At 70.9% G+C, this 13,522-nt stretch carries 13 protein-coding genes and 1 riboswitch; of the genes, 4 read left to right on the top strand and 9 right to left on the bottom strand.

The annotated features are described in order from the left end of the window. Positions 1–52 precede the first annotated feature (52 nt). A complete protein-coding gene (locus ACFC3F_RS00255) occupies positions 53–1,186 on the bottom strand; it encodes a peptidoglycan DD-metalloendopeptidase family protein (protein ID WP_376125084.1) in 1,134 nt (377 codons plus the stop codon). Positions 1,187–1,465: 279 nt separating this feature from the next. Next, positions 1,466–2,263: an inositol monophosphatase family protein gene (locus ACFC3F_RS00250; RefSeq protein WP_376125083.1), complete on the bottom strand. Its 798-nt coding sequence runs from the start codon at positions 2,261–2,263 to the stop codon at positions 1,466–1,468. Positions 2,264–2,306: 43 nt separating this feature from the next. Here ACFC3F_RS00250 and ACFC3F_RS00245 point away from each other — a divergent pair, with 43 nt between their 5' ends. Further along, entirely contained in the window at positions 2,307–3,911 is a 1,605-nt protein-coding gene (locus tag ACFC3F_RS00245; protein ID WP_376125080.1) for a phytoene desaturase family protein, read from the top strand. A gap of 18 nt (positions 3,912–3,929) precedes the next feature. Here the strand turns inward: ACFC3F_RS00245 and ACFC3F_RS00240 are convergent, their stop codons facing one another. Beyond that, positions 3,930–4,904, bottom strand: a complete 975-nt coding sequence (locus ACFC3F_RS00240) for a hypothetical protein (RefSeq protein ID WP_376125077.1) — start codon at positions 4,902–4,904, stop codon at positions 3,930–3,932. Positions 4,905–5,023: 119 nt separating this feature from the next. On the opposite strand from ACFC3F_RS00240, the gene ACFC3F_RS00235 reads away from it, so the two are divergent. Then, positions 5,024–5,533: an S-ribosylhomocysteine lyase gene (locus tag ACFC3F_RS00235; protein WP_376125074.1), complete on the top strand. Its 510-nt coding sequence runs from the start codon at positions 5,024–5,026 to the stop codon at positions 5,531–5,533. Positions 5,534–5,662: 129 nt separating this feature from the next. Here the strand turns inward: ACFC3F_RS00235 and ACFC3F_RS00230 are convergent, their stop codons facing one another. Genes ACFC3F_RS00230 through ACFC3F_RS00220 form a run of 3 tightly spaced genes read right to left on the bottom strand, consistent with a single transcriptional unit; the run spans position 5,663 to position 9,155 of the window. Next, complete coding sequence (locus tag ACFC3F_RS00230) at positions 5,663–6,799, bottom strand: ArgE/DapE family deacylase (RefSeq protein ID WP_376125072.1); 1,137 nt, start codon at positions 6,797–6,799, stop codon at positions 5,663–5,665. Beyond that, positions 6,796–7,884 (bottom strand): pyridoxal-phosphate dependent enzyme, encoded by a 1,089-nt coding sequence (locus tag ACFC3F_RS00225; RefSeq protein WP_376125070.1) that lies wholly within the window; start codon positions 7,882–7,884, stop codon positions 6,796–6,798. Before ACFC3F_RS00225 ends, ACFC3F_RS00230 begins: the two co-directional genes overlap by 4 nt. Next, positions 7,881–9,155, bottom strand: coding sequence for a M20 family metallo-hydrolase (locus tag ACFC3F_RS00220; protein WP_376125067.1), 1,275 nt, complete (start codon positions 9,153–9,155; stop codon positions 7,881–7,883). Before ACFC3F_RS00220 ends, ACFC3F_RS00225 begins: the two co-directional genes overlap by 4 nt. Before the next feature lie 104 nt (positions 9,156–9,259). Between ACFC3F_RS00220 and ACFC3F_RS00215 the strand changes: the two genes are divergently transcribed. After that, positions 9,260–10,129, top strand: coding sequence for a LysR family transcriptional regulator (locus ACFC3F_RS00215; protein WP_376125065.1), 870 nt, complete (start codon positions 9,260–9,262; stop codon positions 10,127–10,129). Positions 10,130–10,182: 53 nt separating this feature from the next. On the opposite strand, the gene ACFC3F_RS00210 is transcribed toward ACFC3F_RS00215, so the two are convergent. The 3 genes from ACFC3F_RS00210 to ACFC3F_RS00200 are packed head-to-tail and all read right to left on the bottom strand — an operon-like array spanning position 10,183 to position 12,724. Next, entirely contained in the window at positions 10,183–10,932 is a 750-nt protein-coding gene (locus ACFC3F_RS00210) for an ABC transporter ATP-binding protein (protein ID WP_376125062.1), read from the bottom strand. After that, positions 10,929–11,699, bottom strand: a complete 771-nt coding sequence (locus ACFC3F_RS00205; RefSeq protein ID WP_376125059.1) for an ABC transporter permease — start codon at positions 11,697–11,699, stop codon at positions 10,929–10,931. The genes ACFC3F_RS00210 and ACFC3F_RS00205 overlap by 4 nt, the downstream gene beginning before the upstream one ends. Before the next feature lie 5 nt (positions 11,700–11,704). Continuing rightward, positions 11,705–12,724, bottom strand: a complete 1,020-nt coding sequence (locus ACFC3F_RS00200; protein WP_376125058.1) for an ABC transporter substrate-binding protein — start codon at positions 12,722–12,724, stop codon at positions 11,705–11,707. 24 nt (positions 12,725–12,748) lie between these two features. Beyond that, positions 12,749–12,858, bottom strand: a riboswitch (TPP riboswitch). Between the two features lie 39 nt (positions 12,859–12,897). Here ACFC3F_RS00200 and ACFC3F_RS00195 point away from each other — a divergent pair. Then, positions 12,898–13,521, top strand: a complete 624-nt coding sequence (locus ACFC3F_RS00195) for a YkoF family thiamine/hydroxymethylpyrimidine-binding protein (protein ID WP_376125055.1) — start codon at positions 12,898–12,900, stop codon at positions 13,519–13,521. Position 13,522: the final 1 nt, after the last annotated feature.

The following is a 13,522-nucleotide window of genomic DNA, read 5'->3' as shown; positions in this document are numbered from 1 at the left end:
GCCGGGCAACTAGACGAGAATACCAGAGCCGCGGCATCCGTCTGAATCCAGATCAGCCTCCCGCGTGCTCACGCAGCCAGGGCAGCGGATCGATGTGCGTCGTGCCGTTGAGCAGCAGCTCGAAGTGCAAGTGCGCGCCGAAGGAGCGGCCGGTGTTGCCGGTGCGCCCGATCACCGTTCCGACCTCGATCTTCTGGCCGGGAACCACCTGGATCGAGTCGAGGATCATGTGGGCGTAGTGGCTCGAGATCATCTGACCGTCGATCTCGTGGTCGATGATGACGTGCACACCATAGGCGCCGCCGTTGTTCGTCGCGACGCGCACCGTGCCGTCGGTGATCGCCTGGATCGGCGCACCGGCACCGGGGGTGAAGTCCACACCCTGGTGCATCCTGCCCGAACGCATTCCGTAGCCGTAGCTGATCGGCACACCGACGGCGAAGGGCCACTGGATGGCGGCGTTGGCGTCGTTGACGAAGAAGTCCGAGATGTTGGTGATGCCCGACTGGTAAGCGAGCTCGGCCATCGTGATCGTCGAGTAGCTCTCATCGCGCGTCACATCGGCGTTCTGCACGCTCGACGGGGCGACATAGGCCTGGATCTCGCTGATGGTCTCGTCCTCAGCGGGTTCGACCGGAGCCCGCACCGACATGGCGGCGGCGCTGCTGCCACCCGCCGCGATGACGGCCTCGGCGGGTGTCGTGAGGCCGACCGTGAGCAGTCCGACCACGCCCATGACGCCGAACGAGAACGAGGTGGCGGCGACCCGCGAGAAGGCGGCGCGGCCACGACGGGCGCCGCGGGGCGCGACGTGCGCGGCGACGGGCTCCGCTTCGGTGTCAGCAGGCTCCGGGGCAGACATCACCGGGGTCTCGTCCGTGAACGAGAAGAGCCGGGCTGCGGCTTCGAACTCGTCGACGGATTCGGATCGCACGGGCTCGTCGACGACGGGCTCTTCGACGGGCTCGGCTTCGTCCACGATGGGCGGTTCGATGAGCTCGAAGACTTCGGGCGCGACAGCGGTGCGAGCCGCACGCAGCGCGCGGCGGGAGCGGGCGGCGGGCTGGTCGACGGCGACGACGTCGCCTGAAAGCACCGGCGCGGGAACGATGTCGGTTCCGGCGGTCGCGGCATCCGTCGTCACGGTCGCCGCACCCCAGACCAGCGCGGTCCGCGCGGCTGCCACGGATCGTCGCTGCGCTTCGTCACGGTCGTCTGTCGTCGGCTTCGTCGACGATTCGGGCATCGACGGGGAGCGGTTCGACCGGCGCGTGGGCACAGGCGGAGCCAGGGGCGTGTCGGGCTGCAAGAGGGTCGGGGGCTTTCAGATCGTGTCGCCTCGGGGGAAAGGCGGCGGAACGGGCTTCATGCACCCCCACACGCGAACGCGCGAAGGTAACGATCGGGTAAACACTACCCCGGGGTGCCTGGGAATGCCATGAACGGGATGCCGGGTGTCGAGCGATCACCCACGGGCGCGCTCGAGGAGCGGTTCGAACAGCGCGGGTCCAGCGGCGACGAACAGGTGCCGACCGAACGGGTCGACGTCGTCGTAGCCGCCGACGAGTCCGCCCGCCTCGCGCACGAGCAGCGCGCCCGCGGCGTGGTCCCACGGCGACAGACCCCGCTCGAAATAGCCGTCGTAGCGGCCCGCCGCGACGTAGGCGAAGTCGAGCGCCGCGGCACCCGCACGGCGCAGATCGCGTGCGATCGGCATGACGCGCTCGACGCGCGCGAGGTCTCCGACGTGCGTCTCGGCGTTGTATCCGAAGCCGGTCGCGAGCAGGGCGCCCGCCGTCGGCGGCTCGCTGACCACAGCGAGCCGGAGCCCGTCGAGCCAGGCCCCCTCACCGCGCGCGGCTCGGAAGAGCTCGTGACTGGGCGGGTTGTAGACGACGCCGGCGAGGGCGTCCCATGTGGCGGGGTCGGGCTCACCCGCGACAGCGGCGATGCTGACGGCGTAGGTGGGCACGCCGTACGCGTAGTTGACCGTGCCGTCGATCGGGTCGACGATCCACGTGACTCCCGAAGTCCCGGCTTCGACGCCGGATTCCTCCCCGAGGAAGCCGTCATCGGGACGGGCCTCCGAGAGGCGGCGGCGGATGAGCGCTTCGACCTCGTGGTCGGCGTGGGTGACGATGTCGGCGAGCGCCGACTTCGTCGCGGCGATCGCGACGCCCTCCGCTCGGCGCAGTCGAGCGAGCTCCCCCGCTTCCTGCGCGATCGCGACGGCGAGGTCCTGGAGTTCGATGACCGAGGGCATCCCTCCACGGTACCCGGCGCGGACGGGCCGATAGCGTGGAGGGATGGCCGATGCAGTCCACTCCTCCACCCACGACGTCGTGATCGTCGGCGGAGGCCACAACGCCCTCGTCGCCGCCGCCTACCTCGGGAAGGCGGGTCGCAGCGTCGTCGTGCTCGAACGCCTCGACGGTGTCGGCGGCGCTGCCGTCTCGGAGCGTCCATGGGAGGGCGTCGACGCGCGCCTGTCCCGCTACTCGTACCTCGTGAGCCTGCTGCCGCCCCGCATCATCGACGACCTCGGCCTCTCGATCGAACTGCGCCGACGTCGCTATTCGTCGTACACGCCCGTGCCCGACGACCCCGCGCGCGGCATCCTGATCGACAACGCCGACGTCGGCGCGACCGTGGCATCCTTCCTGCGCGCCACCGGCGACGCCGTCGAAGCCGAGCGCTACGGCTCGCTGACGAACCGCATCGGGCCGGTCGCCCGGCGTTTGTTCCCGACGGTGTTGAAGCCCCTGGCCCGTCGCGCCGACACGCGACGGCTGGTCGGCGACGACGACCTGTGGGCGGCGCTCGTCGACACGCCGCTCGGCACGCTGCTGCGGGACTCGCTCGAGACCGACCTCGTGCGCGGCATCGCCCTCACCGACGGTCTGATCGGCACGTTCGCGAGCGCCGACGACGCGAGCCTGCGTCAGAACCGGTGCTTCCTGTACCACGTGATCGGCGGCGGCACGGGCGATTGGGACGTCCCGGTCGGCGGGATGGGCCGCGTCAGCGCCGAGCTCGAACGCGCCGCGCGCAATGCGGGGGCCGACATCCGCACGAACGCGGAGGTCGTCTCGGTGTCGCCCGACGGCGTGGTCGAGGTCGACGTGCGCGGATCCCGCCAGACGCTGCGCGGCCGTCTCGTGCTGAGCGGCGTCGGACCCGCCGTCCTCGAGGGCCTGCTCGACGCGAGCGGCGTCGACCGGTTCCTCCCCGTCTCACGGGAGCAGCCCGAGGGCGCCCAGATCAAGGTCAACATGCTGCTGCGTCGCCTGCCGCGGCTGCGCGATGAGCACGTCTCGACCGAAGCCGCGTTCGCGGGCACCTTCCACATCAACGAGACGATGAGTCAGCTCGACGCCGCGCACACGGCGGCGCTCGGCGGCAGCATCCCCCATCCTCTCCCCGCCGAGATCTACTGCCACTCGCTCACGGATCCGAGCATCCTCGGGCCCGAGCTGCGCGCATCGGGGGCGCACACCCTGACGCTGTTCGGCTTGCAGGTGCCGCACCGCATCATCGAGGGCGGCGATCGCGACACGGCGCGCGCCGAGCTTCTCGACGCCGCGACGCGCTCGCTGGACTCCGTGCTGGCGGAGCCGATCTCCGACCTCGTCTACGAGGCGCCCGACGGCACGCCGTGCGTCGAGGCGAAGACCACGACAGATCTCGAGGACGCTCTCGGCATGACGGGCGGGGACATCTTCCACGGTTCGCTGTCCTGGCCCTGGGCGGCCGACGACGAGCCCCTCGACACGCCCGCGCAGCGCTGGGGCGTCGCGACGCCTCACCCCGCCGTGCTGCTGTGCGGATCGGGTGCGCGACGCGGCGGCGCCGTGAGCGGCATCGCGGGCCACAACGCCGCGATGGCAGCCCTGGAGCTGCTCGCGCGCTGAGGACGGATGCCGCCGGCCTCAGCCGCGCGGAGGCAGCGGCGGGGGCGGCGGGAAGCCCTCGTAGCCGGGGGGCGGGGTCTGCGGAGCGTGCGGGGCCACCGGCTCGGGCGCCGGCGCGGGGTGACCCACGATCTGCGCGCCGGGCGAGGGATAGCCCGAGTAGTAGGCGCCCCAGTCGGGCTGGCCGTCGGGCATGACCGGCAGCGGCGTGACACCGTCGACGAAGGTCGGCCAGGGCAACTGCTGCGGGTGCTGCTGCTCGACGGGCGCGGGCGCGGGCGCGAGCACGGGCGCGGGCACGGCCGGCGGGACCTGCTGCGCGTGGTGGGCGGGAGCGCTGTAGCCGTCGTACGCGGGCGCCTTCTTGGGCGCGAAGAGCACGTTGACCAGCGGCACGAGGGCCGTGCCGACGGCCGCGAGGATCGCGACCGCCACGATGACGCGCCAGTACAGGTCGGTGAACGTCACGTACTCCCACAGCACGAGCGGCACGGACAGCAGCGCCGCGAGTCCGACGACGAGCGAGATCGTGACGACCGTGACGACCTGCGTGAAGCCGGTCACGAAGCGCCGCGATGCCTTCATATAGAGGCGGATGTGCAGCAGCGCGAGTTGCACGATGAGCACGATGACGAGGAACTGCACGAACCGGCTGATCCCCGAGTACTCGTAGCGTTCGGGCATCCAGACCATGACCGCGCCCACCAGGAGCAGCGCGACCCAGCCGATCATGCTCGACAGGGCGAACCACGCGGGGCGCCGCTCCGCCAGGTGGGCGTCGAGGATCGCGACGCCGGCGAAGGCGACGAGCAACAGGATCGTGAGGAAGGCGCGCCCCACGATGCCGTTCTGCTCGCCGAGGAAGATCCATACGACGCACACGATCGCGGCGGCGATGAGCGCACCGATGGCGACCCAGATCGCGGCGCGGAGAAGCGATGAAGCGGAACCGGAGCGCGTCGGCTCCTCGGTCGGATATCCGGGCACGGTCATCGTCGCTCCTGTCTTCTCGTCGGGCGGACCCGCCCCCATCCTGGCACGCGGCGCCCTTGACCGCCGTGGGGACTTTCGCCCACACCGCCTCTCGAGCCACCGGGATCGGAGAGGATCTGATGGGATGGACCGAGCGCATCCGCAAGGAGGACCTGATGGCCGAGATCGAGAGCTTCACCCTGGACCACACCGCCGTGAAGGCGCCGTACGTGCGGCGGATCGGTGTCGAGCACGGCCCGTCGGGCGGGACGATCACGAATTTCGACGTGCGGTTCGTGCAGCCCAATGCCGGCGAGATCCCGACCGCCGGCATCCATACTCTCGAGCACATGCTCGCGGGGCTGCTGCGCGACCGCATCGACGGCGTCATCGACATCTCGCCGTTCGGGTGCCGCACGGGCTTCCACTTGCTGATGTGGGGCGAGCCGCCCGTCGCCGACGTCGTCGGCGCCCTGACCGAAGCGCTGCGCTTCATCGCCGACGAGGCCGTCGAGGCCGACGTGCCGGCCGTCTCGGCGATCGAATGCGGCAACTACCGCGACCACTCGCTGCACTCCGCGCGCGAGTGGGCGAAGGTCGTCCTCGACGACGGCATCAGTCTCGACGCGTTCGAGCGCGTGGGCGTCTGACCCCCGCACCTGCTCGCACCCGTCCATCCCCTGTCGACTTGCGCCTTGTGCGCGCGACACGCCGACAGCGCGATGCACAAGGCGCAAGTCGACAGGAGAAGAGGGCGCGGGGAAGGGGGCCGCGTGACCTCAGCCGACGATCGCGCGGATCCCGAGCTCGAGCGTGCGGACCACGGTGTCCAGCGATGAGATCGTGACCCATTCGGTCGCCGCGTGCGCGCCGCCGCCGTCGACCCCGAACAGCACGGTGTCGATCCCCGCCTCGCTCAGCAGCGCGCAATCGGTCCAGAAGGGCTCACCCCGGGTGCGGGGCGGCATCCCGGTCACCTCCGCGAACGATGCGGCGAGCGCCGCGGCGATCTGCGACCCCTCGTCCGCTGCGAACGGCGGACGATCCCCCGTGATCGCGAGGTCGTAGGAGAAGTCGGCATCGGCACTCGCGATCCGGTCGAGGATGCCGCGCAGCTCGTCCTCCACGAACGCGACGTCCTCGCCCGGCACCGTGCGGCGCTCGAGGACGATCCGGCAGCGATCCGGGTACGACGATGCCTCCGTGCCGCCCTCGATCGTCGACGCGTGCACGCTTCCGGTCGCGAGCAGCGGATGCCGCACCCCCGCCGCGAGCCGCGCACCGAGTTCGTCCAGCTCGACGAGGAAGCGCCCCGCCTTCGCGATCGCGTCGATTCCGAGGTCCGGGCGGGACCCGTGCGCCGCGCGGCCGTGGACCGTCACCTCGGCCCACACGAATCCCCGGTGCGCGATGACGAGGTCGAGCCCACTGGGCTCGACGACGACGGCCGTGTCGGTCACGACGTGGCGCAGCACGTCCTCCGTGCCGGCGCTGGCCCATTCCTCGTCGGCGACGAGTGCAACGACGATGTCGCCCGCGTGGGGCTCCGCGGCGACCGTCGCGGCAGCCACCATGATCGCGGCGACGCCGGATTTCATGTCGTACGAACCGCGACCGAACAGGCTCCCGTCGCGCACGACGGGACGCAGCCCCTCACCGTCGTAGCTGCTGAGGGCGACCGTGTCGATGTGCCCGTTGAGCATGATGCTGCGCCCGCCGCCCGATCCGGGTGAGACGGCGAGGACCGAGGTGCGCCCCGGCGCACGCTCGACGAGCCGGCAGGTGAACCCGCGGGCGTCGAGCCACGCGTGGGCGAACGCGGCGATCTCGGCCTCGCCCGCTCCCCCGGCCACGAGCTCGGGATTGACCGAGTCGATCGCGATGAGCTCCTTCAGGAGATCGACGACATCGCTCACGACAGGTCCGTCGGGAGCGGGTTGGCGGCGCGGCTCTCGGTGCTGAGCAGCAGCACGGTCGCCTCGGGGGCGAGCGGTGCGACCTCGGCGAGAGAGCGGATGCCGGCGAGCGTCGCCGCCCCGCAGGGTCCGGCATCGACGCCGAGGGCTTCGAGATCGTGCACGGCGCGTGCGGTCGCGGCATCCGTCACCGTCACCGCCGCATCGATGCCGCGGTGCAGTGTGGGCCAGCCGCCGGCGGTGGGAGTGCCGCAGTTGAGGCCCGCCATGATGGTCGACGACGCCTCGACCGTGACGGGCCTGCCCGCGCGCAGCGACTCCCGCAGCGTCGGCGCCGCCGTGGGCTCGACGCTGAGCACGGTGGGCGCCGTGCCGCCCGAGCGATAGTGCCGCACGACGGCTTCGGCGAGCGAGCCGACGCCGACCGGCACGACGACGACCTCCGCGCGTGCACCGACTTCGGACAGCTGCTGATCGGCCTCCACGACGAGCGTCGTGTAGCCCTCGACGATCCACTGCGGGATGCGCTCGTAACCCTCCCAGGACGTGTCCTGGATGAGCACGTCGGCATCGCCCGCGGATTCCGCGGCTTCGGCGACGACGTCGTCGTACGGCGCATCCACCTCGATGCGGTTCGCCCCTTCGGATTCGATCCCGGCCTTCGCTTCGGGCGTGATGTCGGCCGGCGTATAGATACGGGCGGGGATGCCGAGCAGCCGCGCCATGTGGGCGACGGCACGGCCGTGGTTGCCGTCGGTCGCCGCGACGAGCCGGACGGGCCCCGTGGTCCGCAGCCGTTCCCGAAGCTCATCGACCGGGAGGGCCCCGCTGCCCCCGACACGTTCCGTGAGCGCGCGCGACACGGCGTACGACGCCCCCAGGATCTTGAACGCGGGAAGCCTGAGCCGCGAAGCCTCCTCCTTCACGAACACGCGCGCGACGCCGAGCTCACGGGCGATCCCGGGAAGCTCGACGAGCCTCGTCGGGGCGTATCCCGGGAGCGAGGCGTGGAAGCCGAGGGCATCGGGCGAGCGGTCGGTCCGCCAGCGACGGGCGGCAGGGTTCAGGTAGGCGTCGACGCTCATGACGCGAGCCTACGCACCGTGTCGGCGAGCACCGCGATGCCCGCTGCGCAGTCCTCGGGCGTCGAGTACTCGCGCGGATTGTGGCTGATGCCGTCGTACTGGCCGCGCACGAAGACCATCGCGGTCGGGGCGATCACCGCCATCTCCTGCGCGTCGTGTCCGGCGCCGGACATGAGCGGCATCGTGTCGTACCCGAGGTCTGTCGCGACCTGAGCGATCGTCTCCTGGATGCCCGTGTCGAACGGCACGCTCGTCGTCCTCGCCATGCGGGCGGACTCGACGCGCAGGCCGGGCTGCGTGCCGGGAAGCGTCTCGAGGTACGCCGCGAAATCGCGTTCGGCGGCGGCCAGGTGCGCATCGTCCGGATTTCGCAGGTCCACCGTCAGTTCGGCGCGGTCGGGGACGACGCTCGGCAGTCCGGGCGACGTCGAGATGAGCCCGACGGTGCCGCGCAGCCGGCCATAGACGCCCGAGTCCACCATCTCGCGGACCTTCACGACGATCTGGGCCGCGGCAAGTCCGGCGTCGGCGCGCAGCTCGGTCGGCGTCGTGCCGGCGTGCGCGGCGCGGCCGTGCACGGTGATCCGCTGCCACGAGATGGCCTGCACACCGGTCACGACGCCGATCGGGACGCCTTCGCGCAGCAGAACGGGCCCCTGCTCGATGTGGCATTCGACGTAGGCGTGCACAGGCTCGATGCGCACGGAGCGCTGACCGCGGAAGCCGATGCGCGCGAGCTCGTCTCCGAAGCGGAGGCCGCGCGCATCCGTCAGCGCGTACGCGTCCTCCAGCCGGATGCGGCCCGCCGCGACGGCGGACCCCAGCATGTCGGTGCCGAACCGCACACCTTCCTCCTCGGTCCATGCGGCGACGACGATGGGGCGGCGCGTGCGGATCGCCTGCTCATCGAGAGCGCGCACCGTCTCGAGCGCGCCCAGCACGCCGAGGCATCCGTCGAAGGCGCCCGCCGTTCCGACGCTGTCGATGTGAGATCCGGCGATGACCGGCGCGAGGCCGGGCTCGGTCCCCTCTCGACGACCGAAGATGTTGCCCATCTCGTCGATCGTGACGTCGAGACCGGCCTCCCGCATCCATTCCACGAGAAGGCGCCGACCGGCGGCATCCTCGTCGGTGAGCGACTGTCGGTCGACACCGACGAGTCCTGTCGCGTCGTCCTGATAGGCGCCGATGCGCGCGAGCTCCATGAGGCGGTCCCACAGGTGCTGTCCATCGATCGCGACAGAAGCGGGGGCGTGAGTCGTGTCGGTCATGTGCGTCTCCCGGGTCGGTGGATGCCAGCATCCCGCGTCCGTACCGACGAATCGATAGCATGCTTCTCATCGGTACTGATGAGTTCTCTTCATGAGAGGAAGCCATGTACGACGTGCACCGGCTGAGACTGCTCCGCGAGCTCCGGCTGCGCGGGACGCTTGCCTCCGTGGGGGCCGCACTCGGCTACAGCCCGTCGGCGATCTCCCACCAGCTCGCCGTGCTCGAGCGCGAAGTCGGCGTGCCTCTGCTGGAGCCGGTGGGACGCGGCGTGCGGCTCACGGCGACCGCCGATGTGCTCGTGGGTCACGCCGAAGCGGTCCTGCGCGAGCTCGAGCGTGCCGAAGCGGGAGTTGCGGCGAGTCGCGGCGCCGTCATGGGAACCGTACGCATCGCGACCTTCCAGACGGCCGCGCACACGATCGTGCCCCGCGCGCTGGCCGCGCTCACGGCGCAGCATCCGAGTCTCGATGTGCGCTTCTCGCACATCGACGCCCCGGCCGCGATCCCCGGCCTGGTCGCGCGCGAGTTCGACGTCGTCCTGTCGGAGCGCTATCCGGGCGAGCCGGCGACACCTCGCGCGGGCGTTCTCACCGACGAACTCGCGCGGGATACGCTGCGCCTCGCGGTGCCGGACTCCTGGTCGGGCGAGGCCCTGTCCGATCTGGCGGATGCCCCGTGGATCATGGAGCACGTCGGCACGAACGCGCGGGCCTGGTCGGACGCGATGTGCCGCGGCGCGGGCTTCGAGCCGCGCGTCGCCTTCGAGACGGCGGATGTCCTGCTGCACGCGCAGCTCATCGATCGCGGGCTCGCTGCGGGGTTCCTGCCCGATCTCGTGGCCGCCCGGGCCGGCGGCATCCGCCTGCACGACACGGGACGGAGCCGGATGATCGAGAGCTCGGTGCGCGCCGGCAGCGAGACCTCGCCCGCGATCGCGGCCGTCCGCGCCGCGCTGCACCGGGCCGTCGCCTGACGGCGACCTGATGCGCCGATCGGCGAGTCCTCGGCGGGGCCATCCGCGCGCGTCTAGCCGGCACGCAGCAGGTCGCGCAGCCGCTCTTCCAGGGCGGGCACTCGCGGATCCGTCACGAACCCCTCCCCCCGCGGGATGTCCCTCGACACCACGGCCTCACCGATGATCCGGGCGGGACGGCGCGAGATGACGTAGACGCGGTCCGACAGCCGGACCGCCTCGCGGATGTCATGCGTCACGAGCAGCACGCTCCACCGGTGCTGCGCCCAGACGGTCAGCAGCCACTCCTGCATCTCGTCGCGGGTGATCGCGTCGAGCGCACCGAACGGCTCGTCGAGCAGGAGCAGCGGCTTGCCCTGCACGACCGTGCGAGCTAGCGACACCCGCTGCCGCATCCCTCCGGACAGCTGGCGCGGGTAGCGCCGCTCACTGCCGGACAGCCCGAAGGCGTCGAACAGCTCGCCGGCGCGGCGCCGCGCTTCACGCCGTGGCACGCCCGCGACCTCGAGCCCGATCGCGGCGTTGTCGAGAGCGCGACGCCACGGCAGCAGCACGTCTCGCTGCGGCATGAACGCGAAGGGCCGCTCTCGTTCCGGCACGGGGGCGCCGTCGAAGAGGATCCGGCCGGCATCGGCGACGAGCTCACCCGTGAGCAGCGAGAGGAGCGTCGACTTGCCGCTGCCGCTCGGGCCGATCAGGCTCACGATCTCACCGGGCGCGACCGACAGAGTGAGGTCATCGAGCACCGGCATCCCGTCGAAGCCTTTGCGGATGCCGGTGAGTTCCAGGCCGCCGACGTTCATCGCAGTGCACCCTTCTCGACGCGCAGCCAGGGCAGTACGAGGCGTTCCACCAGACCGACGAGCCCGTAGAGAAGGAGTGTCAGCACCGAGCTGACCGCGACGGCCGCGAGCACCAGATCCGTTCGGAACACGTTCTTCGCGCTCTGCATGTAGACGCCCAGGCCCGAGACGGCGCCGGCGTACTCCGCGAAGATCGCGCCCACGACGGCGTAGGTGATCGAGATGCGCAGCGAGGAGAAGAACGACGGCATCGCCGTGGGCAGCCGGACCATGCGGAACACGGTGCGTGTGCCCGCCCCCATCGAGCGCAGCAGGTGCTCGGCGTCGGGATCGGCGGAGGCGAAGCCGCGCATGAGTCCCACCACCATCGGGAAGAACGTGACGAACGCGACGAGCAGCACCTTCGGCAGCAGACCGAACCCGAACCACAGCACGACCAGCGGCGCGAGCGCGATGAGCGGCAGGGTCTGGCTCACGATGAGCAGCGGCATCACCGCCCGCCGTCCGAGCGCGAAGAAGTCGAGCGCGGTCGCGGTGAGGAATGCGACCGCGATCGACAGCGTGAAGCCCAGTGCGGTCGCGGTGAGCGTGGGGATCGTGTGGCGCAGCAGCACCTCCCGCTCGCCGAACCCCTGCTCGAGGATCCGGGTCGGCGAGGGCAGGACGCCGGCCGCGACGAGGCCCGCGTTCGCCACGACCTCCCACAGAACGAGGATCGTCAGTGCGGCGGCGATCGGGGGCAGGACGACGCCGACGGTGCCGCGCATCCTGCTCACTCGAGGTAGTCGGTCGAGTAGTACTCCGACCAGTCGGGCGCCTCGGTCACGACCGCCCCCGCGGCATCCGTCAGCACACCGTGGGCGATGAGGAACGCGCCGAAGTCCTCCCACTTCTGGGGCACGGCCTCGCCGATCGCGACGCCGTCGGCGACGAAGTACTCCTCCGCGAGCAGGGTCGCGCTGCGCGTCACGAGCTCTTCCGCGGCGCCCAACGTGTCGGAATTGGCCTCGATGAGGATGCGAGCCGCGTTCTCGGGCTCGGCGGCGGCATACGCGTAACCGCGCTGCACGGCTGAGACGAACGCCCGAGCCGTCTCGGGGTTCACCTCCAGGTAGGCGTCGCTCGAGACGATCCCCGTCGACTGCAGGTCGGGCACGCCGTAGTCCTGGTAGCGGAACGCGCGGTAGGGGTGACCGTCGATGTCGGCCTGGATGTCCTGCCACGTCGAGACCGAGAGCGTGAAGTCGATGCGCTGCTGACTCAGCGCCTCATAGGCGCCGGTGTCGAGCACGACCTCTTCGAAGTCGCCGTCGCCGCCGTCGCCCTGGATCACGGCACGCGCGAGCGCGCCGTAGAGCGGCGAGCCGAAGCCGCCGAAGACCCCGCCGTCGAGGTCCGCGGGGCGCTCGATGTCGTCGCGGTCGCCGAGGAGCACCAGTTGGCCCGTATCGGACTGCGTCACCTGGAAGACCGATACGACGTCTCGACCCGCCGTGCGAGCCAGCTGCACGCCCGCTTGACCGGCCAGCCCGAAGTCCGCCGACCCGGCAGAGACCAGCTCGGGCACCGAGGTCGAGGCGTACGGCAGGATCTCGACGTCGATCCCCGCCTCGTCGAAGTATCCGAGCGCATCGGCGACGTACACGCCGATGTGGTTGGTGTTCGGCGCCCAGTCCAGGGCGAACGTGACCTTCTCGAGGTCGTCGGGCGAGTCCGCCGACCCGGCTGCGCAGCCGGTGAGACCGAGCGCGACGATGGAGATGGATGCCGCGAGGGCGTGGAGTTTTCGCATGGGTGTGCCCCTCTGATCGGGCACGGGTGAAGAAGAGATGCCTCCCTGCGCTGGCATTATCCAGATCAGGTTCGACGGTCGAAGGTTGGGACCTTCCTCTCAGCCCGGTCTACCGAGCTCCCGTGTACCGACGAGCGTAGCCGAGATCCGCAGAAGGGCTATCGTGGTGCGTCATGCCCCCCGTGATACATCAGAACGCGCTCACTCCGACCGAGTACGGGGTGGGCGCGCGCTTCACCCTCTCGGTCTACGACTCCGCCTACGTCGACATCATCCTGGGTGCGCTCGCGACCGCCGACGCGAGCGCCGTGACCGTCGACACGACCGACATCTCCACCTTCGTGGGCGGCGCCGAGAACGACGTGCTGCGCTATCTGCGCGACGTCATCGCCTCCGCGTCCTCCGGCGGAGCGCACGTGTCCGCGGCGATCCTGCTCTCCCGAGGCTGCCCCGGCGAACTGCAGTGCGAGCTTCCCGCGGGGGTGGATGCGATCGGCGCCGAACCGGTGCAGCTCGCGGCCACCGGCATCCGTGCACGCGCCCACTGGTCGCTGTATCCCCTGCTCGACGGCGGTGCCGACGGCGATCACATGACGGCGATCTACGACGCGATCGAGCACGCGAAGGAGATCGGCGTGTACGCGGGTTCGGACCACTACGCGACGCGCCTGGACGGCGACCTCGCCGACGTGCTGACGACCGTCGCGAACGCCTGGATCGCGGTGGGACGAACCGTGCAGCACGTGACGACCCACGTCACGATCTCGATCAACAGTCCGACTCTCGCGGCGAGCTGAC

The sequence above is a fragment of the Microbacterium sp. NPDC055910 genome (assembly GCF_042271185.1).
GTDB lineage: Bacteria > Actinomycetota > Actinomycetes > Actinomycetales > Microbacteriaceae > Microbacterium.
Note: the sequence above shows the minus strand (reverse complement) of the source record. Positions and strands in the feature narration are given on the sequence as shown.

Coding starts and splice junctions, on each gene's coding strand:
- ACFC3F_RS00250 (WP_376125083.1), bottom strand. CDS start 2,263: ATGCCCTCGGTCATCGAACTCCAGGACCTCGCCGTCGCGATCGCGCAG.
- ACFC3F_RS00195 (WP_376125055.1), top strand. CDS start 12,898: ATGCCCCCCGTGATACATCAGAACGCGCTCACTCCGACCGAGTACGGG.
- ACFC3F_RS00200 (WP_376125058.1), bottom strand. CDS start 12,724: ATGCGAAAACTCCACGCCCTCGCGGCATCCATCTCCATCGTCGCGCTC.
- ACFC3F_RS00220 (WP_376125067.1), bottom strand. CDS start 9,155: ATGACCGACACGACTCACGCCCCCGCTTCTGTCGCGATCGATGGACAG.
- ACFC3F_RS00240 (WP_376125077.1), bottom strand. CDS start 4,904: ATGACCGTGCCCGGATATCCGACCGAGGAGCCGACGCGCTCCGGTTCC.
- ACFC3F_RS00235 (WP_376125074.1), top strand. CDS start 5,024: ATGGGATGGACCGAGCGCATCCGCAAGGAGGACCTGATGGCCGAGATC.
- ACFC3F_RS00215 (WP_376125065.1), top strand. CDS start 9,260: ATGTACGACGTGCACCGGCTGAGACTGCTCCGCGAGCTCCGGCTGCGC.
- ACFC3F_RS00210 (WP_376125062.1), bottom strand. CDS start 10,932: ATGAACGTCGGCGGCCTGGAACTCACCGGCATCCGCAAAGGCTTCGAC.
- ACFC3F_RS00245 (WP_376125080.1), top strand. CDS start 2,307: ATGGCCGATGCAGTCCACTCCTCCACCCACGACGTCGTGATCGTCGGC.
- ACFC3F_RS00205 (WP_376125059.1), bottom strand. CDS start 11,699: ATGCGCGGCACCGTCGGCGTCGTCCTGCCCCCGATCGCCGCCGCACTG.
- ACFC3F_RS00225 (WP_376125070.1), bottom strand. CDS start 7,884: ATGAGCGTCGACGCCTACCTGAACCCTGCCGCCCGTCGCTGGCGGACC.